The following is a 25,182-nucleotide window of genomic DNA, read 5'->3' as shown; positions in this document are numbered from 1 at the left end:
GTTGGGATGAGCCTGAAAGTGGCGGTCCAGATGGACCCGATCGAGAATATCAAAATCGCCGGCGACAGCTCATTCGCGTTGATGCTGGACGCGCAGGAGCGGGGCTACGAGGTGTTCGAATATCACGTCGAAAGCCTGACGCTCGATGCCGGGGATCGCCTGTTCGCCGAATGCTTTCCCGTCACCGTCCGCCGTGTCGAGGGCGATCATTTCGAGAAGAAAAAGGCGCGGCGGCTCGATCTCGGGCGCGATATCGACGTCGTGCTGATGCGGCAGGATCCGCCGTTCCACATGGGCTACATCACCGCCACCCACCTGCTCGAGAGGATCGCGGGTGAGACGCTGGTGGTCAACGATCCGGCGAGCGTGCGCAACGCCCCGGAAAAGGTGATGGTGCTCGATTATCGCCGCTTCATGCCGCCCACGCTGGTCACGCGCTCGGTGGACGAGGTGAAGCGATTCATGGCCGAGCACGGCGCGGTGGTGGTGAAGCCGATCCACGGCAATGGCGGCAAGGCGATCTTTCGCGTGCCGGCGGATGGCGACAATCTCACCGCACTGTTCGAGGTCTTCAACCAGACCTGGCCCGAGCCGCACATGGTGCAACCCTTCCTCCCCGAAGTCGCGACCGGCGACAAGCGGATCGTGCTGATCGACGGCGAAATAGCGGGCGCAATCAACCGGATACCGGGCGAAGGCGAGTTCCGTTCGAACCTGGCCATGGGCGGAAGTGCGGAGGCGACGACGCTTACCGAGCGCGAGGTAGAAATCTGCGAGGCGATGGGGCCGGACCTCAAGCGCCTCGGCCTAACTTTCGTCGGCATCGACGTGATCGGGGGAAAATACCTGACAGAGATCAACGTGACCTCGCCGACCGGAATTGTGGCGATATCCGAGTTCGACGGGACGGATTTGGCCGGAATGATTTGGGACGCGATCGAGGCGCGGTTGCGAGCACTTGATTGAGGTTCGAATCTCGGTCACAACCTTGCGCGGGTCGCGTTGCGCAAGGGGGGACGCGATGGACGACTCTCATCTTCCGTTCGCAATTGGTGGAATGCTGCTGTTCGCGGCGATACTGCTCGTACTGGTGCTTATTTTCGCTCGCCGAATCATGGGTTGGTCTCGGCTTGAAGAGCTTTTTCCGGATCGACCGAATGATCCGGTCATCTCGCGCTACCATCTTCAATCCCTGTTTGTTGCAAAGCCGGGCAGGCCGTTGCCCGGGCCGTATATTCAGGGCTTTGTGAGCCTGATCGCTTGTAAGAGCGGACTTCGGATTTCAGTTTGGCCCGGTCTTGCGCTTGTCTTCAAGCCGATCTTCCTACGGTGGGATGCTATCACTTCCGTGGCGGTGACCATGAGAGTGACCGGCATAAAGGCTTGTGGATTGCAAGCGGGTCCGGATGATCCCTTCACTCTGACAATAATTGCCCGAGTAGCACGAAAGATTTCGACCGCGACCAATGGGGCACTGAGCATCCCTTCCGAGCTTCAGTGATTTTCCACGCGCTTTCGTTAGCGAGAGCCTTAGGTTTCGTCCTTGCGACGATGCGCTCGCGGATGAGCGCCGCGATAGGTTTCGAGCAGGCTCGCCGCATCGACCTTCGTGTAAATCTGCGTCGAGCCAAGCGAGGCGTGGCCGAGCAATTCCTGCAAGGACCGCAGGTCCGCGCCCGCACTTAGCAGATGCGTAGCGAAGGAATGGCGCAGAGCGTGCGGGGTGGCGCTTGCCGGAAGACCGAGCGCCGTGCGCGCCCGCGCGACCGCCTTCTGCACCATGCCGGGCGCCAGCGCGCCCCCCTTGGCGCCGCGAAAGAGCGGTTCGTCTGTGCCGAGCGGCCAGGGGCAGGCAGTGACATAGGCCGCGACCGCCTCGCGCGTGATCGGCAGGATTGGTACCACCCGCTGCTTGCCGCCCTTGCCGGTTACCTGCAACACATCGCCCAACTGCGCATCCGCACCCGTCAGCGACAAGGCTTCGGCGATGCGGAGGCCCGATCCATACATCAGCAGCAGCACCGCCCGGTCGCGCGCGCCGATCCATTCCGCGCGGGCGCTACCATCGATCTCTTCGGCGATATTCACCGCTTCGTCAGGTGTGACGGGGCGGGGCAGACCCTTCTTCAGCCGCGGTCCGCGCAGGCGCGGCGCGGTCGGATCGGGATCGCCGGTTTCGGCGCGCGCCCATGCGATAAAGGATTTGAGCGCCGACAATTCGCGCGCGGCGCTGCTGTTGGCGAGACCCTCGGCCCGGCGCGCGGCGAGATGGGCGCGCAGATCTTGCGCTTCCACCCTCGCAACCTCGCAAAGCGTCGTCAGCCCGCGCGCCGCGATCAGCCGCCGGGCGGTGGCGACATAGGCGCGCACCGTATGCGGCGAACGCCGCCGACCCTGCGCCAGATGTGCGCCCCATTGCTCCAGCAGCGCCGCCTCGCTCACGCCTGCACCAGCTCGCCCGCGACAAGTTCGCCCAGCACCGCATCGAGCAGCGGCGCGCCGGCACCGGTCACGCCAACACGCGCGCCATTCCGCCAGACCATGCCGATCTGTTCGAGATGCCGCAATTTGCCCTCATCGATCAGGGCCTTGCGCTCGATACCGAACCGGTTTTCGAGCACGGCCAGGTCCACCCCTTCGGCCAAACGCAGGCCCATCAACAGTGCTTCGGAAGCCTGTTCGGGCGCCGGAAGTCGGCGTTGCTCGACGATGCCGTGGCCGCGTTCCTCGACGGCGCGCAGGAAGTTTTCGGGCTTGCGATGTCGCACCGTCGCAAAGCCGCCGCGTCTGCCATGCGCGCCCGGTCCGATCCCGGCATAATCCTGGTAGCGCCAATAGGTGAGGTTGTGGCGGCTCTCTTCGCCGGACCGCGCGTGATTGCTTGTCTCGTAAGCGGGGAGGCCGGCGGCGCGGGTCATGTCTTGCGTCATCGCGAACAGGTCCGCCGCCTCATCGTCGCCGAGCGGTGTCAGCAGGCCCCGCCGAAAATCGCTCGCAAAGCGCGTGCCCGGCTCGATCGTCAGCTGGTAGAGCGAGAGATGCGAGGTGCCGAAGGCGAGCGCGCGCGCAAGTTCGCTCTTCCACGCGGCTGAGGTCTGCTCTGGCAGGGCGTAGATAAGGTCGAAACTGAGCCGCGCGAAATGCGCCTGCGCCGTCTCCAGCGCGCGCATCGCCTCATCCGCGCCGTGCAACCGGCCGAGCCAGCGCAAGATGGTGTCGTCGAGCGACTGGACGCCGAGCGACACGCGGTTGATCCCGGCATCTGCAAGCCGCGCGAAATTCGCCGCTTCGACCGAGGATGGATTGGCTTCGAGCGTGATCTCGATCTCGGGCGCGAAGCCCCACAGCGTCTCCGCCTCTTCCAGCAGCGCGGCGACCAGCGCGGGCGGCATCAGCGAGGGCGTGCCGCCGCCGAAGAAGATCGAGCCGAGCTTCTCGCCGCCCGCGGCCGCAGCCTCGGCGCGCATGTCGGCGATCAGCGCCGCCTGCCAGCGCGCCACATCGACGCTCTCGCGCACATGCGAATTGAAGTCGCAATAGGGGCATTTCTTCGCGCAGAAGGGCCAGTGTATGTAAAGAGCGCGGGCCATCGATATCGGTTTACGCCGCGCACCGGCGCGCGGCAACGGGAATGCCGGGTCAGTCGCCGAACTGATCGACGACGAGTTTCGCAAAGGCATCGGCGCGGTGGCTGATCGCGTGCTTTTCCGTTGGATCGATTTCGGCAAAGGTTTCGTTACCCTCGCGGCTCGAGGGCACGAAAACCGGATCGTAGCCGAACCCCATCTCACCCCGCGGCGGCCAGGTCAGCGCGCCGGGGCAGGTGCCTTCATAAACCACGTACTCACCATCGGGCCACGCGACTGCGAGCACGCAATGGAAGGCCGCGCTGCGGTCGGTATCTGGGCCTAGTTCCTGCAGCATCCCCTCGACCTTGCCCATCGCCATGTACCAGTCGCGCCCCGGATCGCCCTCGAACCATTGCCGCTCGGCCCAGTCGGCGGTGTAGACCCCAGGCCGCCCATCCAGCGCATCGACGGCGAGCCCGCTATCGTCGGCAAGCGCCGCGAGCCCCGAAGCCTCCGCAGCAGCGCGCGCCTTGATCAGCGCATTTTCGACGAAGGTCTTGCCGGTTTCGGGCGGTTCGGGCAGCCCGAGCGATCCTGCGGAAATGCACTTCATCCCGTAAGGCTCGAGCAGCGCGGAAATCTCTTTCAGCTTCCCCGCATTGTGGGTCGCGATAACCAGCGATCCGCCGGCGAGCTTCCGGGTCACTTTACCGCATCCGCCTGCGCCTTGAAGACACGCTCGCATCCGATATTGGCGAGGCGGAGGAGGCGTAGCAGGCCTTCCTCGTCGTAGGTCGCGCCTTCGGCGGTGGCCTGCACCTCGGCGATCTGTCCCCCTTCGATAAGCACGAAATTGGCATCAGCATCGGCGCTTGAGTCCTCGTCGTAATCGAGGTCGAGCACCGGGGTGCCTTCGTAGATACCGCAGGAGATTGCCGCGACCTTGCCGGTGATTGGATCTTCGAGGATCGCGCCTTGCTCCATCAGTGTGTTGACCGCGATCCGTAGCGCCACCCACGCGCCCGAAATCGCGGCGGTGCGCGTGCCGCCATCGGCCTGAATGACGTCGCAATCCAATGTGATCTGCCGCTCACCGAGCTTCTTCAGGTCGACCACCGCGCGCAAGCTTCGTCCGATCAGGCGCTGGATTTCCTGCGTGCGTCCCGACTGCTTGCCGCGCGCCGCCTCGCGGCTGCCGCGCGTGTGCGTGGCGCGCGGGAGCATCGAGTATTCGCCCGTGACCCAGCCTTCGCCCTTGCCGCGCAGCCAGGGCGGAATGCGCTCTTCGACGCTGGCGGTGCACAGCACGCGGGTGTCGCCGAAACTGATGAGACACGACCCCTCGGCATGCTTGGTAAACCCTGTTTCGATGTCGATGGCGCGCATTTCGTCCGCGCTACGTCCTGAAGGTCGCATTCCTACTCCTGTGGCTTTCGCTGCGCCCATAGGCACCGCGTGCTTGCCGCGGCAAGCGCAAACACGCATGTTGGCGCGATGGCCTCGCCCCCGATCACCGAACTAACGGACCGCGCCCGCGATATCTTCCGCCGTGTCGTCGAGGGCTATCTCGAGGATGGGCAGCCGGTCGGCTCGAAGACGCTGGCGCAGGGCGGCGCGCTGAACCTTTCTCCCGCCTCGATCCGCTCGGTTCTCGCCGAGCTCGAAGGGCTGGGCCTGCTCGAAGCGCCGCATACGAGCGCGGGGCGGATGCCGACCGATCTCGGTCTCAGAATATTCGTCGACGGCATGATGCGCGTGGCCGAACCCACACCCGAAGAGCGCGCGCAGATCGAGCAGCGCCTGTCCGAGGGCGGCCCCGTCGAACAGGCGCTGCAACAGACGAGCGCGCTCCTGTCCGAGCTATCGGGCGCGGCGGGGATGGTAATGGTGCCGACGCGCGAGACGCGACTGGCGCAGTTCAGCCTTGTCCCGCTCGCCCCCGGGCCGGAGGGAAAGGAGCGCGCGCTCGCGGTGCTGGTGGGCGAGGATGGCGGGGTCGAAAACCGGGTGATCGACCTCGATACCGGGCTTTTCGGATCGCTCGAAGCGGCGAGCAATTACATCACCTCGCGGCTCGCCGGACGCACTTTAGCCGAAGCGGCGCAGGCCATCGCGGCGGAGATCGAGACCGGGCAGAGTCAGCTCGACGATGCGAGCCGCGCGCTGGTCGAACGCGGGCTTGCCGTTTGGAGCGCGGATGCGAACCGCCGCCCGGTGCTGATCGTGCGCGGCGCGGCGAACCTTCTGGACGAGGCGGCGAAGGACGATATCGAGCGGGTGCGCTCGCTGCTCGAAGATCTGGAAGACAAGCAATCGGTCGGCATGCTCCTCGAAAGCGCGCGCGAGGCGAATGCGACGCGGATCTTCATCGGCAGCGAAAATCGGCTGTTCGGACTGTCGGGTTCCGCCGTCATCGCCTCGCCCTATCGCGACCTCGAAGGGCGGGTGGTCGGCGTGCTCGGCGTGATCGGGCCGACTCGCTTGAATTACGCGCGCGTGGTCCCCATGGTGGACCTGACCGCCCGATCGCTGGGCAAATTCATCACATGATATGAGCGTATTTGAGCAATGACCGATAACGACAAGCCGCGCGCGGACGGCGCGCAGGACCAGGAAGTCAAGGAAGAGCTGAAAGGCGTGCCCAAGGAGTTCCTCGAAGGCGACGACCTGCCCGAGGGAGAAGGTTTCGATGATTTCGACGAGGGGGTCGATCACGATGCGATCGCCGCGTCCTCCGAGATTTCCGGGCTTAAGGCGCAGGTCGGGACGCTCGAACAGGAAGTCCTCTACGCCAAGGCCGAGGCGCAGAATGTGCGCCGGCGCGCGGAGAAGGACATTCAGGATGCGCGCAACTATGCCGCGACCGGCTTTGCCCGAGACATACTAAGCGTCTGGGACAATCTGTCGCGCGCGGTCGAGGCGATCCCCGATAGCTTGCGCGAAGACGACAAGATGAAGGGTTTGGTGACCGGTATTGAAGCGACGCAGCGCGAGCTCGAGAAGGTTTTCAAGCAACACGGCATCACCCGCGTCGCGGCGGTCGGCCTGCCGCTCGATCCCAACCAGCATCAGGCGATGATCGAGATTCCCAGCAACGATGCCGAAGCGGGAACGGTGGTGCAGGAAATGCAGTCGGGCTGGATGATCAAGGACCGTCTGCTGCGTCCCGCCATGGTCGGGGTGGCGAAAAAGCCGGACTGACGCATGGGCGGCTATGCGACGCACCTCGAGTGTTCGTTCACCGGGGAACGCTATCCCGAAGGCCGACTGCACAACCTTTCGGACGCCGGAAAGCCGCTATTCGCCCGCTATGATCTCGATGCGGTTCGAAAGGCTGTATCGCGTGAGGAAATCGCGTCACGCCGGGCTGATATGTGGCGGTGGCGGGAATTGCTGCCGGTGCGCGACGATCGAAACATCGTCACGCTGGGTGAGATAGAAAGCCCGCTCGTGCCGATCCCGCGCTCCGGCGGCCGCGGCGTTGTCGTAAAGGACGAATCGCGCCTGCCGACCGGCTCTTTCAAGGCGCGAGGCATGTCCGCGGCGGTGTCGATGGCGAAGGAGCTCGGCGTCACCCGCATCGCCATGCCCACCAACGGAAATGCGGGAGCGGCCCTGTCGGCCTATGCCGCCCGTGCGGGCATCGAGTGCATCATACTTTGTCCGCTCGAAACGCCCGAGGCCAATGTTCGCGAAATCGCCGCGCATGGCGGCCGCGTCTACCGGGTCGACGGGCTCATCGACGAATGCGGCGCGATCGTTTCGCGCGGCGCCGCCCAAGGACTGTGGTTCGACATGTCGACGCTCAAGGAACCCTATCGGGTCGAGGGCAAGAAAACGATGGGGCTGGAGCTTGCCCTCCAGTTCGGGTGGAAGCTGCCCGATGCGGTTTTCTATTCCACGGGAGGCGGAACGGCTCTTATCGGTATGTGGAAGGCGTTCGCGGAGCTGGAAGCTCTCGGCTGGATCGGGCCGGACCGGCCCAAACTGTTCGCCGTGCAATCGACCGGCTGCATGCCGATTGTGGCTGCCTATCGCAAGGGAGAGGAGCATGCCGAGCGGTGGGAGAACGCTTCGACGATAGCCTCCGGCATCAGAGTGCCGAAGGCGATCGGCGATTTCCTCATCCTGCGCGCAGTGCGGGAAAGCGGCGGGAGTGCCATCGCAGTGCCAGAGGAAGACATTCTGGCGGCGCGCGACGAAATCGCGGCTAAAGACGGTCTGCTCCTATGTCCCGAAGGCGCGACGACCTTGCTGGCATATCGCGAAGCGCTGGCAAACGGATGGGTCGGGGAGGGCGAGGATGTCGTTCTGTTCAATTGCGCGACGGGCCTTAAATACCCGCTCGCCGAACGTGCGGGAAGCCTGCGCAAAAACGCATTGCCCGATCTTTCTTCGCTGTGAACGTCTGCGCTGACACGTCCTGTCAGGCTCCTCCGACCGGACCATTTCCCGCTCGCCCCGGCGCCTTAAATGACGAAGTAAAGAAACAGGTAGCGCGCGATGAGAGCGCCTAGCAGCGCGGTGTTGAGCCGGTCGTTTCTCCATATCATCGCCAGGAGCATGAGAACGAGCAAAAGCGCCGTCATTCCGATCGCGAACGGGTTGGACGCGATCGCGCCGAGGCTCGTCTGCGTCGCCAGATAGATCCACTGGACCACGACGAGCGCGATGAGAATGCCGAGCACGATCCGTCGCACGCGGTAGAAATGCACGTCTAGATCGGTGAAAGATTGCGGCTGTGTCGGAAAAACGAGGCGCGCGGCGAGATAGTAGGAGGCGGCAAAGGCTGTGACGCCAGCAATCGTCACGCTGTCGACCGTGATGAGGTCGCGCACCACCCACGCGAAAACCCAGAAGCTGATGAGGTCGAGCATGACGAAAATCGCGAAGAGCGGCGTCAACCATCCGATCTCGAATGCCTTCTGCGCGGCATCGCGGGCGAACTTGTATTCCATCGCCCGCCCGAAGCCTGACAACAGCTCGACCATCGAAAGGCCCAGGACCAGCGCGTAGAGGACGAAGACGAATTCGAACTCGATCAACGCGTCGCGCCCGGAAACCGCACCAGCACATCATAAGCCGCCCGGTCGGCGACCCCGGCAATTTTAACGCCATTTCGCAGCCAGAAGGCGTGTTGCACGATCATCGCCTGTTGCTCGATCCCGTATTTGGTGAGCGGCTGGCCGGGCTTGAGCGCGTAATCGTAGCGGCAGAAGGGGTGACGGTTCAGCACCAGATACCATTCCCCGCGCGTCTGCGTCTGCCAGACATGGGTCAGCTCGTGGATCAGCAGCCCCTGCCGCCCCAGCGTCTCGGCCGCGAAATCGTCGCAATAGGACGTGCCGCCGGGATGAAAGTGGAGATGGCCGCGCGGAGCCATGGTGACGCGGCGCGGCTGGAAGGGGAACCACTTGCGCCGCTTGAGCTTGACCGCGCCGTAATCGATCGCGTCGCCGAACACGCCGCGCGCCAGCTCGACCTCGCCGGTCGTCATGTGCCGCTCGCCGCCTACCGGGCAGGCAGGTGCGGCTTGCGATGCATCGACCGGGTGCGCTTCGTTCAGCGCTCGTCCCCGGCGGCGCGGATTTCGGCATCGAAGCTGTGCGTGCCGCCGCCCGAAAGCTTGAGCGTGACTTTCGCGGTGCCGCCCGCTTCCAGCTCGGGTGAGACTTCCATCGCCATGACGTGATAGTCGCCTGGCTCGAAGGCGATTTCAGTCCCTTGCGTCAGCGGTATGGGCAGCGCCTCCATCATCTGCACCTTGAAATCGTATTCGCCGAACTGGTGAATGGTCGCGCTCCCTGCGCCTTCGACCTCGGCATCGTAGAGCGTCAGCGCGCGCGTTCCGTCATAGGCAAGGTCGAAATAGACTGCCGCGGGATTGCCCGAAACCGGCGCCAGCACGAGGCGCGGATCGGTGATGGTCAGACCCTCGACGACATCGGCGGCGGGGGCTGGGGGCGCGGCCTCTTCCTCGCAGGCAGTGAGCGTCAGAGCCGCGCCGGCGAGCGCGAGCGCAGGAAGAATTCGCAGATAAGGTAGTGAGTTGGTCATCGCGGGTCGCTTTGCCCCTTCTTCTGGCACGTGTCTTGTGGATGGCCGAAAACTAGGCGCTTGCGGTTCTTGTGCCAAGAGAAAGCGCACCTATATCGCGAAGCATATTCGAGCCGCCGAGCTGCCTTGCCGATGGACGGGAGGCGCAAGGCGCGGTGTCCAACAATGATTGAAGAGATGGGAAACTCATGGGTAAAGTAATCGGTATCGACCTAGGTACGACCAACAGCTGCGTCGCTGTCATGGATGGCGGAAAACCGAAGGTTATCGAGAATTCGGAAGGGGCGCGCACGACGCCTTCGATCGTCGCCTTCACCAAAGATAACGAGCGCCTGATCGGTCAGCCGGCCAAGCGCCAGGCGGTCACCAATCCCGACAACACGTTGTTCGCGATCAAGCGCCTGATCGGGCGCCGCTTCGACGATCCGATGACCAAGAAGGACATGGAGATTGTCCCCTACGACATCGTCAAGGGCAAGAACGGCGATGCGTGGGTCGAAGCGGGCGGCGAGGAATATTCGCCTTCGCAGATTTCGGCCTTCATCCTCCAGAAAATGAAGGAAACCGCCGAAAGCTATCTCGGCGAAGACGTCAAGCAGGCGGTCATCACCGTTCCGGCCTACTTCAACGATGCTCAGCGTCAGGCGACGAAAGACGCTGGCCAGATCGCAGGGCTCGAAGTGCTGCGCATCATCAACGAGCCGACCGCGGCCGCGCTTGCCTATGGCATGGACAAGGAAGACGGCAAGACCATCGCCGTCTACGACCTCGGCGGCGGTACGTTCGACGTCTCGATCCTCGAGATCGGCGACGGCGTTTTCGAGGTGAAGTCAACCAACGGCGATACCTTCCTGGGCGGTGAAGACTTCGACAACGCGATCGTCGAATATCTCGCGGACCAGTTCAAGAAGAAGGAGAACATGGACCTGCGGACCGACAAGCTCGCGCTGCAGCGTCTCAAGGAAGCCGCCGAAAAGGCCAAGATCGAGCTTTCGAGCTCGGCAACGACCGAAGTCAACCTGCCCTTCATTACCGCGCGCATGGAAGGTGGCTCGTCCACACCGCTGCACCTGGTCGAGACAATCAGCCGGTCCGATCTGGAAAAGCTGGTCGGCAAGCTGATCGATCGCACGCTCGATCCCTGCAAGAAGGCGCTCGAAGATGCCGGCGTGAAGAAGGACGACATCGACGAAGTGATCCTGGTCGGCGGGATGACCCGCATGCCCAAGGTCCGCGAAGTGGTTGAAAACTTCTTCGGCACAAAGCCCCATACCGGTGTGAACCCGGATGAAGTCGTCGCCATGGGTGCCGCGATCCAGGCGGGCGTGCTGCAGGGCGACGTCAAGGACGTGCTGCTGCTCGACGTGACGCCGCTTTCGCTCGGCATCGAAACGCTGGGCGGGGTATTCACCCGCATGATCGATCGCAACACGACGATCCCGACCAAGAAGACCCAGACCTATTCGACCGCCGAGGACAACCAGAACGCGGTGACGATCAAGGTCTTCCAGGGCGAGCGCGAAATGGCGGCCGACAACAAGCTGCTGGGCAATTTCGACCTTGTCGGGATCCCGCCCGCTCCGCGCGGCGTGCCGCAGATCGAAGTGACGTTCGACATCGATGCGAACGGCATCGTCTCCGTCAGTGCCAAGGACAAGGGCACCGGCAAGGAGCAGACTATCAAGATCCAGGCGTCGGGCGGTCTCTCCGATTCCGACATCGACCAGATGGTCCAGGATGCGGAAAAGTTCGCCGACGAGGATAAGAAGCGCAAGGAGCAGGCCGAGGCCCGCAACCAGGCCGACAGCCTCGTCCACGCGACCGAGAAGCAGCTGGAAGAGAACGGCGACAAGATCGACGCCGAAACCAAGTCGGCCGTCGAGGAAGCGCTCGCCGCGACCAAGACCGCGCTCGAAGGTGACGATGCCGACGAGATCAACGCCAAGTCGCAGGAGCTGACCCAGGCGGCGATGAAGATGGGCGAGCAGATCTACAAGCAGGAGCAGGAAGCGGGCGCCGCGGCGTCGGCCGAGGGCGATGCCGATGGAGCTGCCTCGCAGGACGACGACGAAGAGGTTGTCGACGCCGAGTTCTCCGAAGTCGACGACGACAAGAAGGGCTGATGTCCTGATGGAAATGGTACTCGCCGCCGATGCCAAAGCGCATCGGTGGCGATGACCTTTTGGGATCAAGACAATGGCAGCTACCCAGACAGACTATTACGAGACGCTTTCCGTCGCGCGCGATGCCGACGGGGCGACGATCAAGAGCGCCTATCGCAAACTCGCGATGAAGTGGCACCCGGATCGCAATCCGGGCGATGCGCAGGCGGAGGCGAAGTTCAAGGCCTGCAATGAGGCCTATGAATGCCTCAAGGATCCTCAGAAACGCGCCGCCTATGATCGTTTCGGCCACGAGGCATTTACGCAGGGCATGAATGGCGGCGGCGGTGGCTTTGGCGGTGGCCGGGGCCAGCAGGATTTCGCCGATATCGGCGATATTTTCGAAACCATCTTCGGCAGCGCTTTCGGCGGCGGAGGCCGAGCCGGCGGGCGCCAGCAGCAGCGCCGCGGCGCCGATCTGCGCTACGACATGCAGATCAACCTCGACGAGGCGTTCGACGGCAAGACGACCGAGATCGAAATCGAGGTCAGCCAGCCATGCGACACCTGCGAGGGCACCGGCGCCAAGCCTGGAACCGGCGAGCGGACCTGCAATCTGTGCCACGGCCAGGGTGCGGTGCGCGCGAAACAGGGCCTGTTCGTGGTCGAGCGCCCCTGTCCAACCTGCGGCGGGCGCGGCGCGGTTATCGAGGAACCTTGCGGCGATTGCCGCGGCGAGGGCCGCGTCGATCGCGCACAGACGATCGAGGTTGAGATTCCGCCCGGCGTCGATACCGGCACGCGCATTCGCCTCTCGGGGAAGGGCGAAGCCGGACAGCGCGACGCGCCGGCGGGCGATCTCTACATCTTCATTCACGTCAAACCGCACGCTCTGTTCGAGCGCGAGGGAACGACACTGGCGACGCGCGTGCCGGTCAGCTTCACCACCGCCGCTTTGGGGGGCGAAATCGCTATCCCCGATCTCGACGGCTCGACCAACAATGTGGACATCCCCGCGGGCATCCAGTCGGGCAAACAGTTGCGCGTGCGCGGGGCCGGTATGCCGGTGCTGCAGGGACGCGGGCGCGGTGACTTGGTGGTCGAGATCAAGGTCGAAACCCCGACCAGATTGAGCCGCCGCCAGAAGGAAATCCTGGCAGAGTTTCGCGAGACTGAAACCGGCGATGAATGTCCCGAAAGCCGCAGCTTTTTCTCCAAGCTGAAGGACGCATTCGGCGCCTGAGTGATGGCGGGCGGGGCATCAGCATTGCCCGGCCGCGAAGAAGCGCTTGCCGCCTTCGCGCGCGGCGATGAGGATGCGGCGGCGCGGCTCGGCGCGGCGGCGCAAGAGGCGCCCGGCGATGGCGCGCTGCTCATCGCCGAAGCCACCGCGCTCCTTCGCGCTGGCGCAGAGCGCCCCTTTCACCGTATCGAAGGTGTGCTCGCACGGGCGCCCGACTGGGTCGAGGGGCACAAGGCATTGTGCCGGCTGAAGGTCGAAGCGGGCGATGGCCAACCCTTCGCATCGCTCGAAGCGGCAATCGCCAAGGCGCCGAAACATCCCAAACTCTGGATGGTCTATCTCGGGTTGCTCGGCGCGGCGGGTCGCCACAGCGACGCCGCGCGTCATGCGCGCAAACTACGCCGCGAAATCGCCGACCTGCCGCAATTGCGCTTGCTCGAAGCACGCCACCGTGGCTTCGCCGGGGAAGTGGTGGAAGCGCAGCGCCTGCTCGACGACCTGCCCGCAGATCTGCCCGAACGCGATTACGAATATGCGCGCAATGCTCTGCGCCGAAATGCACCCGACGACGCGAGCGCAGCGATCGAGCGGCAGCTGGCGCGCGACCTGAGCGATATCGGGGCGTGGGCGCTCGCCGAACTGGCCTGGCGCGCGCGGGGCGATGCGCGACATGACTGGCTCGTTCCGGGCGACAGCCTCATGGTTCAGTGCCAACTCGGTCTTTCGGAGGCCGACCTCGCGCAGCTCGCCTCCACCTTGCGCGCGCTGCACACGGCGCATGCAACCCCGCTCAGGCAAAGCGTCGAGGGCAGCACGCAGACGCATGGCGACCTGCGCCAACGCCGCGAGCCCGCAATCGCCGCCCTGTTCGAAGCGATCGGAGAGGCACTGCGCCACTACGCCGCCAGCCTACCCGATATCGCGGCGGACCACCCGATGCACGCGATCCGAGAGAATACTCCGTGCATCACCGCCAGCTGGTCGATCCGCCTTACCGCCGGAGGGCGGCACGTCCCGCATCTTCACGATGGCGGGCGCGTCAGTTCGGCGGCGCATATTGCCGTGCCCACAGCTCTGGCCGAGGCCGAAGGGGCGCTCGAGCTCGGCCGCCCGCCCGAGGACATCCCGCTCGCGCTGGAACCCCTCGCGCGGTTCGCGGCAAAGCCCGGACACCTCGTTCTGTTTCCCAGCTTCGTCTACCACGCAACCTCGCCTTTCGCCGCGGGCGAACGTCTCAGCGTCGCTTTCGACGCGGTTTAGATCTACACGATCTCGACAAGGGGTGCGGGCGGCCGCTAGACCGCAGGCGCAACAAGGAAGATCGACATGGCTTCATTCGCCCGCAACATCGCGCCCCTGGCAGGTGCCGCCGCGCTACTCGCCGCGCCCGCCGCGGCGCAGCCCGATTTCAGCGAGGTCGAGGTGACCGCGCAGGAAATTGCGCCAGGCGTCGCCGTGCTGTTCGGCGCGGGCGGCAATATCGGGGTGAGCCACGGCGAGGATGCGACCCTCATCATCGACGATCAGTTCGCGCCGCTCTCCGCCAAGATCGAGATGGCAATCGACGATCTGGGCGCGACGCCGGTGAAATATGTCGTCAATACCCACTGGCATTTCGACCATACCGGCGGGAACGAACATTTCGGCGGGACCGGCGCAACCATCTTCGCGCATGACAATGTCCGCATCCGCATGATGGAAGGCGGCACCGCGGCGGGCACCACCGTCCCGCCGGCGCCGCCGCAAGCGCTGCCGCTGGTCACCTATCCGCAGGGACTGCGCTTCCATCTCAACGGCGATACGATCAACCTCATGTTCCTTGGCGGGGGACATACCGACGGGGACAGCATTGCGCTTTGGGAAGAGGCGAACATCGTCCATATGGGCGATCTCTATTTCGCCATTCCCGGCTATCCCTTCATCGACGTCGCCTCGGGCGGCAGCGTCTATGCAGCGATGCTCTCGCTCGATCTCGTAATCGCGATGATCGACGACGAGACCAAGGTCATTCCCGGGCACGGTCCGATGTCGGACAAGGCCGAACTCGTCGCCTACCGCGCGATGATCGGCGAGGTGGTGCGCCGGGTCGAGGCGGCGCGCGCGGAGGGGCAGACCCTCGAACAGGCGCTCGCCGCGAACCTGCTTGCCGATATCGATCGGGGCGAGGGCGGTTTCATCGACGCCGACGCCTTCGTCACCGCGGTCTGGAACAGCGCGGATTAGAGCTTCTTGTCGACTTCGTAGCGGATTTCCGCGACCAGCCCGGCGCCGCAGCGCGCGGCTTCGGCTTCTTCGTCGAGGATCGCGAGGAAGACACGTCGTTTCGCCGCCCGGATCGCCCCTTCGGCAAGGCCCTGTTCGACGGTCGAGGCGATCAGATCGACCATCCGCTCCGCACCGTGCAGCCGGCCCCAAAGATAGTCATTCTCGCGATAGGCGCGGCTGAAAAAGGCACCGAAATTGTAGAATTCGACCCCCCGCAGAGTGGCAAGCGTTCCGCCTTCGCGGATCGAGCGTGCATCGTCGGGCGAGATACGGTCGATCTTCACCGGATTGTACTCGTCGAGCCCCTCGCTTTGCAGCAGGGGCAGGGTGGCGACATCGTAGAACGGAAAGCCGAGATAGGTCAGCAGCATCCGCCGCTTGAGGTTCTTGGGCATCGCCTGCAGCGCGTCGGCGAGCAGGATTTCCGCCTCCAGGTCGGTTTCGGGCAGGAGCCGCGTATCGGCGAGATAGTCCAGCACCGCTCCCGGATCCTCGAACACCCGCGCCGCGAGCCCTGCGAACGCGTCGCCCAGTATCGCATCGTCATCCGCGCGGCGATAGACGCTCAGGATATCGAAAATCTTCTCGCGCGCGAGATCGAGCGCGTCGTCGGGAATGTCGGGATCGACCTCCCAGTCGCGCGACAACCGGCGGGCGAGCAATTGCAGCCGGCGGATGCGAAAACCGATGTCGTGCGCGCGGAAAAAGGCAATCGCCGCCTCGCTCGCGCCCGCCGCTCCATCGGTCAGCGTCTCGAGCCCGCGCGCCGCCAGTTCGTTGCGCAGGGCGGCCGCGATTGGTCCCGGATCGGGCAGCGCCAGGCCGGGCGCGGCCGCATGGGTCAGCGCCGCGAGGCGATCGACGATCGAGCTGAATTTGGCCTGGGCATAGGCGCCGAAGGCATAGCCTGCATCCTGCGCCGCCGCCTGCTGCGCCCGCGCACGCCAGCTCGCGAGCCGCTTGGGCGTGGGCCGGTCGAGGAAAAAGGTGCGCCCGAACAAGGTCTCGACCACATGCTCAATTTGCGGTCTCAGCCCCATGATGATCCGCCGCAGCCGCGCCGCGTCGCGCGATTGCTGCTCGATCCGTTCGAGATCGTCACGGATCGGCTGTTCGCGCGGTATCGTGGAGAGCGCACCAAAGATCGCGCCGAACCAGCTGACCGGACTTGAGGCCGCAGCGTTTTGTGCGGCCGTGCCGAACCGGGTGCGGTTGGGGCGCGGCTCGATATAGACGAGGCGCCGGTCGACCTCACGCTGCGACGTGCGCACCCGCATCGCCTCCAGCGCGGCGCCGAATGGCGCGTTGACCAGTACCGCCCCGTCGATCAGCGCAATGTCCTCGGCCGTGCCTTCCTGGACATGGACCGGCATGACCCGCGAAAGAAACTCACCCCGCGTATGCCAGGCGTGGCCGTTGTCGCGCCCAAGCCGGTCGATCTCCTTCAGCGTCAGCGGCGGAAACGCGCCGGGAAAGCTGGCGGTCGCCCGCGCGGCGAGCACCAGTTCGAGCGGGTCGGCCAGCGGCCCCTCGAACGTCTCGCCCGCGAGCGCACGAAAGCTGATCGGCATCCGGTGTTCGGTCTCGCGCACGACCGGCGGCGAATTGAGCCGCAGCATTTCCGGGTGCCCGCGAAAATCGGTGACCGTCACCAGCAGGTCGATCGGATGGCCCGGCGGCAGCAGGACCGGCCCGCGCCCGCCCGCCGCCATGCTCTGCAGCGCCTCGAACAGCATCGCGGAAAACCGCGCCCCGGAAAAAGGCGGGCTGAACCAGCGCCCGCGCACCAGGCGTGATACCTTGTTTCTCACTTCGTTGCGGGTTTCGGGCGACACGCTCTCGCTCACCGCGTTCCCCGGGCGGCTCAGGAACCATTCGGCTATCGGCTGCGCCCACAGCTTCGCGAACCGCCAGACCGGCTCCGCATCGGGATCGGTCAGTTCGCTGACATCGGCATTTTCGAGCCACAGATCGGTTAGCGGTTCGAGCGAACAGCCCGAATGCACCGCCTGTGCCAGAAACACTGCGTTGATGCCGCCCGCGCTGGCGCCGGTGAGGATATCGGGCAGGATGCGCAGTTTGAGCGCCTGCTCGGCCTCGATATCCTCGAGCAGCGCCTGATACGCGGCGGCGACGCCGTCGAGCTTCTCGCCCGCATGATGCGCGCGGCTGGCGCGGGCGAGGTGCCAGACCTCCTTGGTAACGCCGTGCATGTAGACCGCGAGGCTGACGCCGCCGTAACAGACCAGCGCGATCCGGAGTTCCTTCTGCCGCATTGCGAAGCGCGTGATGCCGAGGAAAACGCCGCTTGGCAATTGCGTTCCGCAAATGTTCTGATACCAGTGCCCGCCCATGGCCAAGGCGAAAAAGCGATATGTCTGCGCGAATTGCGGCACGGTGACCCCGCGCTGGCAGGGGCAATGCGGCGATTGCGGTGAGTGGAACACGCTGACCGAGGATGTACCCGCGACGGTCTTTTCGCAAAAGCACGATCTGTCGCGCGGCGGTCGCGGCATCGAGTTCGTGCCGCTCAATCGTCCGGCGGAATTGCTGGTGCGCAAATCGACCGGCCTTGCCGAGTTCGACCGGGCGCTGGGCGGCGGGATCGTGCCAGGTTCGGCAGTATTGATGGGCGGCGATCCAGGCATCGGCAAGTCGACCCTGCTGCTGCAAACCGCCGCCAGCATCGCGCGCGGTCGCAAGGGAGAGCCCGGCGGCGACGTCGTCTATGTCAGCGGCGAGGAGGCCGCGGGCCAAGTGCGGTTGCGCGCGCAACGCCTTGGGGTAGCGGATGCGCCGATCCGGCTCGCCTCGGAAACCTCGGTGCGCGACATCCTGACGACGCTGGGCGAGGGCGATCCGCCCGCGCTGCTTGTCATAGATTCGATCCAGACCATGCATTCCGACACTATCGAGGGCGCGCCCGGTACGGTCAGCCAGGTGCGCGGCTGCGCGCTTGAACTGATCCGCTATGCGAAAGCGAGCGGTTGCGCGCTCATGCTGGTCGGACACGTCACGAAGGATGGCACGATTGCTGGGCCACGGGTGCTCGAACACATGGTCGACGTGGTCATGAGTTTCGAGGGCGAGCGCAGCCATCAATATCGCATCCTGCGCGCGCTCAAGAACCGTTTCGGTGCGGTCGACGAGATCGGCGTCTTCTCTATGGCGAATGAGGGGCTGGAGGAGGTTTCGAACCCTTCGATGCTGTTCCTTTCCGGCCGCGATCAGCCCTTGGCAGGCAGCGCAGTATTCCCGGCCTTGGAGGGAACGCGGCCGGTGCTGGTCGAAATCCAGGCGCTGATCGTCCGGCTGCAATCGGGCGCGACGCCGCGGCGCGCGGTGGTGGGCTGGGACAATGGCCGGCTCGCCATGCTGCTGGCGGTGCTCGAGTCGCGCTGCGGGCTCAATTTTTCCAGCGCTGAGGTCTATCTCAATATCGCCGGGGGATACCGGCTGTCCGATCCGGGCGCCGATCTAGCGGTTGCCGCTGCGCTCGTTTCCGCGCTCGCGGACAAGCCGCTGCCCGAGAAATCCGCCTGGTTCGGCGAAGTGTCGCTCGCGGGCGAGGTGCGCGCGGTCGCCCATGCGGGTCTGCGAATGCGCGAGGCGGCCAAGCTCGGCTTTGCCAAGGGTTTCGGTCCATCGGACGCACGTCTCGCTTCGTCGACGCTCGGTTACGAAGGGGTGAACCAGTTGGCCAACCTCGTTGACCACGTCATGGGCAAACCATAATCGCCGCAACGGCTATGACGGGGTTCGATTTCATTGTGCTTTTGATCGTCGCGGTGGCGGCGATCGGCGGCTTCATGCGCGGACTGGTGCAGGAGGTGCTGAGCCTCACTTCCTGGATCTTCGCCGCCTTCGCAGTCTATTATCTCCACGACGATCTGACCGAGTTCCTGCTGGAGTTCGACACCATCGAACCGGGCGCCGCGATCCTCGCCTTCGCGCTGCTGTTGCTCATACCCTATGCCTCGATGAAGCTGATCGCCAACAACGTGAGCGGCGCATCGCGCAATTCGATCCTCGGGCCGATCGACCGTGTGCTGGGCTTTGGCTTCGGCGCGATCAAGGGCGCTCTGATCGTGGTTTTCGCCTTTTCGGTGTTGGTGCTGGGCTTCGACAATATCTGGGGTTTCAAGGGCCGTCCCGACTGGATTTCGCAGGCGCGCACCTATCCCGCGGCCGACGCTTTCTCGCGCGAACTCGTCCAGATGATCGCCGAACAGCGCGCGCGGATTGCGAGCGAGGAGGACGCGGAAGAGGAGGCGGGGAATTGAGCGGCGGCGAAGCGCAGGCGCAGGATCGACCGACGCGGGCGGGGCGGCTCTACACGCCCGAACTGCTCGGCCTCGCATCGCAACTGGCGCGCTTTCCGCTTTCGCCCGGCGACGACGCCGAACCATGGAGCCACCGCGGCGAAGCGCGCTCGCGCACCTGCGGCAGCGTCGTCGAACTGGGCGTGGATTTGACGGAAGCGGGCACAATCGAGCGCCTCGGCTTGCAGGTCAGTGCCTGCGCGGTCGGGCAAAGCTCGGCAGCGATCATGGCGCTGGTCGCGTCTGGCAAAGCGCGCGCGGATATCGAGACAGCGGCGAGTGCGATTGAGGCCTGGCTCGCGGGCGACGCGCCGCTTCCGCAATGGCCCGGCTTTGCCGCACTCGAACCTGCGCGGGCGCATGCCGGACGGCACGGGGCGCTGCTCGCGCCGTGGACGGCGCTGACACGCGCGCTTTCCTCGTAAGGCTGGCCCAGCTAGACCGCCACGACAACCGAACGACAAGCCAACCCACGGGGCACCATGGCAACCACGATACCGCAAGCGTCCTCCGAAAGCGCCGCATTGGCTCAGCGCGAGCCTTCGGCCAAGGAAATCCGCCTGGTCGTCGGCGCGTCCTCGGCGGGCACGATTTTCGAATGGTACGATTTCTTCATCTACGGCACGCTCGCCTACATCCTGAAGGATGCGTTCTACGACGTCGACGACCCAACACTCGGGCTGCTGCTCGTATGGTCGACCTTCGCGGTTGGTTTCGCCTTCCGCCCGATCGGGGCGATCCTGTTCGGCTATCTCGGCGATCGGTTGGGGCGCAAATACACCTTTCTCGTCACCGTCACGCTGATGGGCATCGCGACGGCGGGGGTGGGCTTCATCCCCACGGTCGACCAGGTGGGCGTGGTCGCGCCGATTATCGTCATATTCCTGCGCGTGCTGCAAGGTTTGGCGCTGGGCGGCGAATATGGCGGCGCGGCGATCTACGTCGCCGAACATGCACCGCCTGAAAAGCGCGGCTATTACACCAGTTTCATCCAGGCGAGCGTTGCCGGCGGCTTCGTGCTTTCGATCATCGTTGTCCTCGCCTGCCGCGCGCTTATCCCACAGGACGATTTCGTCGAGTGGGGCTGGCGCGTCCCGTTCCTGCTCTCGATCATCCTCCTCGCCATATCGCTGTGGATGCGGTTGATGCTGTCGGAAAGCCCGGTGTTTCAGGCGATGAAGGAAGCGGGCGAAACCAGCGGCAATCCCTTCGTCGAAAGTTTTACCTATCCCGGCAACAAGAAGCGCATCTTCGTCGCGCTGTTCGGCGTCACCGGCATTCTGACGACCATCTGGTACACCGCCTTCTTCTCGGGCATGAGCTTCCTGCGCGGGCCGATGCATGTCGAGGATTTGACGGTGGAGCTAATTCTGCTGATCTCGGGCGGGATCGCGATGTCGTTCTACATCTTCGTCGGGAAATGGTCGGACCGGGTGGGACGCAAGCTGCCGATCATGATCGGGGCGTTGGCGACGCTGGTGCTGCTGTTTCCAGCATTCTGGGGGCTGGGCTCGCTCGCCAATCCGGGACTTGCCGCCGCCGCCGAGCGCAGCCCGATCGTGGTCGCCGGCCTCGATTGTTCGACCGATCCCTTCGCCGAATTGTTCGACCGCGAACAGACCGATTGCGGCAAGATCCTCGGCACGCTGACCGCCTCCGGCGTCAGCTACACCCTCGAGGAAGGCGCCACATTGCGGCTCGAAGCGGCGGGCGAGCGCATAGCGATACCCCCCGCCTGGCTCGAAAGCGGCGTGGCCCGCACCGCCGGCCTGCAAGCGGCGCTCAGCGCATACGGCTTCGACTTTTCGCGCCAGCAGCCCGGCTTCGCCAACCTTGTCGGCATCGTCGCGATCCTGCTCGGGCTGGGGCTGCTCTCGGCGCTGACCTACGGTTCGGTCGCGGCGCTTTTGTCGGAGATGTTTCCGCCCAAGATCCGCTATTCCTCAATGTCGATCCCCTACCATATCGGCGCGGGTTATCTCGGCGGCTTCCTGCCGCTGATCTCGGGCGTCATCGTCGCCAGCACCGGCGATATCTATGCCGGGCTCTGGTACACCTGGGGCGTAGTCGCCTTCGGGGTGCTGGTGCTGTGGTGGGGTATTCCCAGCGGACCGCCGCGCGACTTCGCGGACGATGCGCGCACCTGAACCCACGCTCAGGCTGCGGGTCGACGCCGGGGCGCTCGCCGCGAACTGGCGCGCGCTCGATGCGATGTCGGGCGATGCCAGCGCGGGCGCGGCGGTGAAGGCGGATTGCTACGGCCTTGGCGTCGATACCTGCGTGCCCGCCTTGCGCGATGCGGGATGCGACGCATTCTTCGTCGCGCATTGGAGCGAGGTTGCGGCGCTCGCCCGGCATGTACCCACAGAGCAAATCGCGGTACTGCACGGGCCGGTGCGCAGCGAAGACGTCGCCTATGCACGCGCGACGGGCGCGGTTCCGATCATCAATTCGCTGGAGCAGGCGCGCCGCTGGAGCGAGGGGGGCGGGGGGACCTGCCACCTGATGATCGACACCGGCATCAACCGGCTCGGCATCGCGCCTGCCGAAATCGCCGACCCGGCGATCGCCGCGCTCGAGATCGATGTCGCCATGAGCCACCTCGCCTGCGCTGATGAAGACAGCGCGCGCAACGCGGCGCAATTGGCGCGATTTCGCGAATGTCTGCCGAAGGTCGCGCACAAACGCGCAAGTCTTGCCAATGGTGCCGGTATCGCGCTCGGCCCCGCCTACCATTTCGACCTGACCCGCCCCGGCCTTGCGCTCTATGGCGGCGTCCCGCGCAGGGAACTTTCTGACACGGTGCGCCAGGTCGCGCATCTCCAGGCCGCAATCCTGCAGACGCGCGACATCGAAGCGGGCGATGCGGTCGGCTACAACGGGGAATTTACCGCGCCTGCGAAGATGAAGGTCGCGACAATATCGCTCGGCTATGCCGATGGCTTCCTGCGGGTTCGCGGGGCGGGCGCAACTTTGCTGCACGAAGGACGCGCGCTCCCGATCCTCGGCAAGGTCTCGATGGACATGATCGTCGCCGACCTCGCTAATGCGCCGGAGCTGGGCGAAGGGGACTGGCTCGACGTGCCTTTTGCGCTCCCCGATGTTGCGCGGCAAACCTCTGTTTCACAATATGAATTGCTGACGACGCTCGGCCCCCGCCTGCGCCGTTGAAAACCCCACTTTTCGCACCCGCGAAAGGCAGTCATATTATATTGCGCCGCACATTGTGCGAATGCTAAGATCGGCGCTTATTCGAGAGCGGGATACTCACATGACGAACGACTCAGACAAGGCGGATGCGCGTCCGTCGGGCAAGGCCGGCAAGGGCAAAATGGCTGGCGAGATGAAGGGCGGGGGCGACAAGGTCGTCATCAAGAAATACGCCAATCGCCGCCTCTACAACACGGCGAGCTCGAGCTACATCACGCTCGACGATCTGGCGAAGATGGTGCGCGAGAACGTCGACTTCGCGGTCTACGATGCGAAGTCGGGCGAGGAGATCACCCATTCCATCCTGACTCAGATCATCATGGACGAAGAGGCCAATGGTGAACAGATGCTGCCGGTCAGCTTTCTGCGCGAGTTGATCGCGATGTACGGCAATTCGATGCAATCGCTGATGCCGTCCTATCTCGAGGCGAGCATGGACAATTTCCGCCAGAACCAGTCGAAGATCCGCGAGGCTTTCGAAAAGGGCATCGCGAACAATCCGCTAACGGCCATTCACGAGACCAATATGGCGATGATGCGCGCCGCGGCGGAGACCTTCATGCCCGGCGTTGCCGGCAGCGCGAAGCCATCCCGCACTGCCGCGCCCGCCGCCAAACAGGCCGCCAATCCCGCCGACACCGAACTCGCCGCTCTGCGCGAACAGATGGCGGCGATGCAGAAGAAGCTGGACGCGCTCTCCAAATAGCGTCAGCGCTGCGCGCTTCGCCGCCCGCCTTCCAGCTTCTTTCGGGAATCTCGCTCTTGTCCAAGATCCGCCACGCGCTCGATGTCCGGCGCGACGACGATTTCGCCAAATGGTACCAGGCGGTCATCGCTTCCGCCGACATGGCCGAGGAATCGGGCGTGCGCGGCTGCATGGTGATCAAGCCGTGGGGCTACGGCATCTGGGAGCGCATCCAGCGCCTGATGGACGATCGCATCAAGGCGGCGGGCGTCCAAAATGCCTATTTCCCGATCTTCATCCCGCTCGCCAATTTCGAGCGCGAGGCCGATCATGTCGACGGCTTTGCCAAGGAAATGGCGGTCGTCACCCATCACCGCCTGATTGCCGATGGCGCGGGCGGGCTGGTGCCCGATCCCGAGGCGAAGCTCGAAGAGCCACTGGTGGTGCGCCCGACCTCCGAGACGATTATCGGCGATGCGATGGCGCGCTGGGTGCAGAGCTGGCGCGACCTGCCGCTGATGCTCAATCAATGGGCCAATGTCGTGCGCTGGGAGATGCGCACCCGCATGTTCCTGCGAACCAGCGAATTCCTCTGGCAGGAAGGGCATACCGCCCATACGACGCGCGAGGAAGCGCTGGAGGAAACGCACCGCGCGCTGGAAATGTATCGCGCCTGTGCCGAGGAGGATCTGGCGCTGCCCGTCATCGCGGGTGAAAAGCCGGAGAACGAGCGGTTTCCGGGTGCGGACGAGACCTGGTCGATCGAGGCGATGATGCAGGACGGCAAAGCGCTGCAGGCGGGTACGTCGCACTATCTCGGCACCAGTTTCTCCGAGGCCGCCGGCATCCGCTATCAGGACGCCGAGGGCACGCAGCAGCTGTGCCATACGACCAGCTGGGGCACGTCCACCCGGCTCGTCGGCGGGGTGATCATGACGCATGGCGACGACGATGGCCTGCGCGTGCCGCCGCGGATCGCGCCGCATCAAGTCGTGATCTTGCCGATGCTGCGCGATAAGCCCGAGGACGAGGCGGTGCTCATCTATTGCGAGGAGGTCCGCGCATCGCTGGCGGATCAGTCGGCGCTGGGCGAGAAACTGCGCGTGCTGCTCGACAAGAGCCCGGGCAAGGCGAGCGCCAAGCGTTGGGACTGGGTACGCAAGGGCGCGCCAGTCATCGTCGAGGTCGGCCCACGCGACATGGAGGGCGGCAAGGTGGCCGTGCTGCGCCGCGACCGATTGTGGAATACGGAGAACGGCAAGCCGAACATGCAGTTCACCCCGCGCGGCGAGTTCGCGCGGCGGGTGGGCGAATTGCTCGAAGAGATCCAGCAATCCCTGTTCGACGAAGCGCGCGAGCGCCGCGATGCGAACATCCTGCACGGGCTGAACGAATGGGCCGAGGTCACGCGCTTCTTCGCCGAGGGCGGCAAATATCCTGGATGGGTGGAGGTGCAATGGGCGCGGCCCACCGGCGCGGCGCTGGACGCGGTGGTCGAGCAGCTGAAGGCCGAGAAGCTCACCATCCGCAACGTCCCGCGCGATGGCGAGGCCGCTGACGGAACCTGCATCTTCACCGGCGACCCTGCGGTGGAACGCATCCTGGTGGCGCGCGCTTATTGACCGGGGCATACTCCCCCTCTTCCGTTCGCCCTGAGCTTGTCGAAGGGCCGCACTTTTCTTTAGCGGTAGGTCCGAAGCAAGAACGGTGCTTCGATACCCGCATTGCG

General features: G+C 64.8%; 24 protein-coding genes. 16 read left to right on the top strand and 8 right to left on the bottom strand.

Annotated elements, in window-relative coordinates; translation table 11 throughout:
* The first annotated feature begins 6 nt into the window (after positions 1-6).
* The gene (gene gshB / locus V2I30_RS07880; RefSeq protein ID WP_330661565.1) at positions 7-966 is read left to right on the top strand and encodes a glutathione synthase; all 960 of its coding nucleotides are present in this window, start codon (positions 7-9) and stop codon (positions 964-966) included.
* A 55-nt stretch (positions 967-1,021) separates the two neighbouring features.
* On the top strand, positions 1,022-1,501 hold the full coding sequence (locus V2I30_RS07875; protein WP_330661564.1) for a hypothetical protein: 480 nt from the start codon (positions 1,022-1,024) through the stop codon (positions 1,499-1,501).
* 29 nt (positions 1,502-1,530) lie between these two features.
* Here V2I30_RS07875 and V2I30_RS07870 read toward each other — a convergent pair whose 3' ends face one another.
* The 4 genes from V2I30_RS07870 to rph are packed head-to-tail and all read right to left on the bottom strand — an operon-like array spanning position 1,531 to position 4,985.
* The gene (locus tag V2I30_RS07870; RefSeq protein ID WP_330661563.1) at positions 1,531-2,442 is read right to left on the bottom strand and encodes a tyrosine recombinase XerC; all 912 of its coding nucleotides are present in this window, start codon (positions 2,440-2,442) and stop codon (positions 1,531-1,533) included.
* Complete coding sequence (gene hemW, locus V2I30_RS07865) at positions 2,439-3,590, bottom strand: radical SAM family heme chaperone HemW (protein WP_330661562.1); 1,152 nt, start codon at positions 3,588-3,590, stop codon at positions 2,439-2,441. The genes V2I30_RS07870 and hemW overlap by 4 nt, the downstream gene beginning before the upstream one ends.
* A gap of 49 nt (positions 3,591-3,639) precedes the next feature.
* Entirely contained in the window at positions 3,640-4,275 is a 636-nt protein-coding gene (rdgB, locus tag V2I30_RS07860) for an RdgB/HAM1 family non-canonical purine NTP pyrophosphatase (RefSeq protein WP_330661561.1), read from the bottom strand.
* Entirely contained in the window at positions 4,272-4,985 is a 714-nt protein-coding gene (gene rph, locus V2I30_RS07855) for a ribonuclease PH (protein WP_330661560.1), read from the bottom strand. Before rph ends, rdgB begins: the two co-directional genes overlap by 4 nt.
* A 78-nt stretch (positions 4,986-5,063) precedes the next feature.
* Here rph and hrcA point away from each other — a divergent pair, with 78 nt between their 5' ends.
* From hrcA to V2I30_RS07840, 3 genes are read left to right on the top strand one after another with little or no spacing between them, the layout of a single operon-like run.
* Positions 5,064-6,119 (top strand): heat-inducible transcriptional repressor HrcA, encoded by a 1,056-nt coding sequence (gene hrcA / locus V2I30_RS07850; RefSeq protein WP_330661559.1) that lies wholly within the window; start codon positions 5,064-5,066, stop codon positions 6,117-6,119.
* Between the two features lie 18 nt (positions 6,120-6,137).
* Complete coding sequence (gene grpE / locus V2I30_RS07845) at positions 6,138-6,770, top strand: nucleotide exchange factor GrpE (protein WP_330661558.1); 633 nt, start codon at positions 6,138-6,140, stop codon at positions 6,768-6,770.
* Positions 6,771-6,773: 3 nt separating this feature from the next.
* On the top strand, positions 6,774-7,973 hold the full coding sequence (locus V2I30_RS07840) for a threonine synthase (RefSeq protein WP_330661557.1): 1,200 nt from the start codon (positions 6,774-6,776) through the stop codon (positions 7,971-7,973).
* Between the two features lie 65 nt (positions 7,974-8,038).
* Here the strand turns inward: V2I30_RS07840 and V2I30_RS07835 are convergent, their stop codons facing one another.
* The 3 genes from V2I30_RS07835 to V2I30_RS07825 all read right to left on the bottom strand — a co-directional run bounded on the left by V2I30_RS07835 (position 8,039) and on the right by V2I30_RS07825 (position 9,626).
* Positions 8,039-8,614, bottom strand: coding sequence for a hypothetical protein (locus V2I30_RS07835; RefSeq protein WP_330661556.1), 576 nt, complete (start codon positions 8,612-8,614; stop codon positions 8,039-8,041).
* On the bottom strand, positions 8,611-9,066 hold the full coding sequence (locus V2I30_RS07830; protein ID WP_330661555.1) for a vgr related protein: 456 nt from the start codon (positions 9,064-9,066) through the stop codon (positions 8,611-8,613). The genes V2I30_RS07835 and V2I30_RS07830 overlap by 4 nt, the downstream gene beginning before the upstream one ends.
* Positions 9,067-9,131: 65 nt before the next feature.
* Positions 9,132-9,626, bottom strand: a complete 495-nt coding sequence (locus tag V2I30_RS07825; protein ID WP_330661554.1) for a copper chaperone PCu(A)C — start codon at positions 9,624-9,626, stop codon at positions 9,132-9,134.
* A gap of 188 nt (positions 9,627-9,814) precedes the next feature.
* Between V2I30_RS07825 and dnaK the strand changes: the two genes are divergently transcribed.
* From dnaK to V2I30_RS07805, 4 genes are all read left to right on the top strand, one after another.
* Complete coding sequence (gene dnaK / locus V2I30_RS07820; RefSeq protein ID WP_330661553.1) at positions 9,815-11,749, top strand: molecular chaperone DnaK; 1,935 nt, start codon at positions 9,815-9,817, stop codon at positions 11,747-11,749.
* A 73-nt stretch (positions 11,750-11,822) separates the two neighbouring features.
* Positions 11,823-12,971, top strand: a complete 1,149-nt coding sequence (dnaJ, locus tag V2I30_RS07815) for a molecular chaperone DnaJ (RefSeq protein WP_330661552.1) — start codon at positions 11,823-11,825, stop codon at positions 12,969-12,971.
* A 24-nt stretch (positions 12,972-12,995) separates the two neighbouring features.
* A complete protein-coding gene (locus tag V2I30_RS07810) occupies positions 12,996-14,231 on the top strand; it encodes a putative 2OG-Fe(II) oxygenase (protein WP_330661551.1) in 1,236 nt (411 codons plus the stop codon).
* A gap of 66 nt (positions 14,232-14,297) precedes the next feature.
* A complete protein-coding gene (locus tag V2I30_RS07805) occupies positions 14,298-15,194 on the top strand; it encodes an MBL fold metallo-hydrolase (RefSeq protein ID WP_330661550.1) in 897 nt (298 codons plus the stop codon).
* Here the strand turns inward: V2I30_RS07805 and V2I30_RS07800 are convergent.
* Positions 15,191-17,512 carry a patatin-like protein gene (locus V2I30_RS07800; RefSeq protein ID WP_330661646.1) on the bottom strand — a complete coding sequence of 774 codons (2,322 nt, stop codon included), beginning with the start codon at positions 17,510-17,512 and terminating at the stop codon, positions 15,191-15,193. The two genes, V2I30_RS07805 and V2I30_RS07800, sit on opposite strands and share 4 nt — an antisense overlap.
* Positions 17,513-17,588: 76 nt before the next feature.
* Here V2I30_RS07800 and radA point away from each other — a divergent pair, with 76 nt between their 5' ends.
* The 7 genes from radA (at position 17,589) to proS (ending at position 25,075) form a co-directional block, all read left to right on the top strand.
* Positions 17,589-18,971: a DNA repair protein RadA gene (radA, locus tag V2I30_RS07795; protein ID WP_330661549.1), complete on the top strand. Its 1,383-nt coding sequence runs from the start codon at positions 17,589-17,591 to the stop codon at positions 18,969-18,971.
* Between the two features lie 14 nt (positions 18,972-18,985).
* Positions 18,986-19,519, top strand: coding sequence for a CvpA family protein (locus tag V2I30_RS07790; RefSeq protein ID WP_330661548.1), 534 nt, complete (start codon positions 18,986-18,988; stop codon positions 19,517-19,519).
* Complete coding sequence (locus V2I30_RS07785; RefSeq protein WP_330661547.1) at positions 19,516-19,983, top strand: iron-sulfur cluster assembly scaffold protein; 468 nt, start codon at positions 19,516-19,518, stop codon at positions 19,981-19,983. Before V2I30_RS07790 ends, V2I30_RS07785 begins: the two co-directional genes overlap by 4 nt.
* A 57-nt stretch (positions 19,984-20,040) precedes the next feature.
* Positions 20,041-21,705 (top strand): MFS transporter, encoded by a 1,665-nt coding sequence (locus V2I30_RS07780; RefSeq protein ID WP_330661546.1) that lies wholly within the window; start codon positions 20,041-20,043, stop codon positions 21,703-21,705.
* Positions 21,692-22,729 (top strand): alanine racemase, encoded by a 1,038-nt coding sequence (alr, locus tag V2I30_RS07775; RefSeq protein WP_330661545.1) that lies wholly within the window; start codon positions 21,692-21,694, stop codon positions 22,727-22,729. The genes V2I30_RS07780 and alr overlap by 14 nt, the downstream gene beginning before the upstream one ends.
* Positions 22,730-22,889: 160 nt before the next feature.
* Positions 22,890-23,474 (top strand): polyhydroxyalkanoate synthesis repressor PhaR, encoded by a 585-nt coding sequence (gene phaR / locus V2I30_RS07770; RefSeq protein ID WP_330661645.1) that lies wholly within the window; start codon positions 22,890-22,892, stop codon positions 23,472-23,474.
* A gap of 56 nt (positions 23,475-23,530) precedes the next feature.
* Complete coding sequence (gene proS, locus V2I30_RS07765; protein ID WP_330661544.1) at positions 23,531-25,075, top strand: proline--tRNA ligase; 1,545 nt, start codon at positions 23,531-23,533, stop codon at positions 25,073-25,075.
* Positions 25,076-25,182 lie beyond the last annotated feature (107 nt).

The organism is Erythrobacter sp. (genome assembly GCF_036351135.1).
Taxonomy (GTDB): domain Bacteria; phylum Pseudomonadota; class Alphaproteobacteria; order Sphingomonadales; family Sphingomonadaceae; genus Erythrobacter.
The sequence above is the reverse complement of the archived record's forward strand: the minus strand, read 5'-3'. Positions and strand labels throughout refer to the sequence as shown.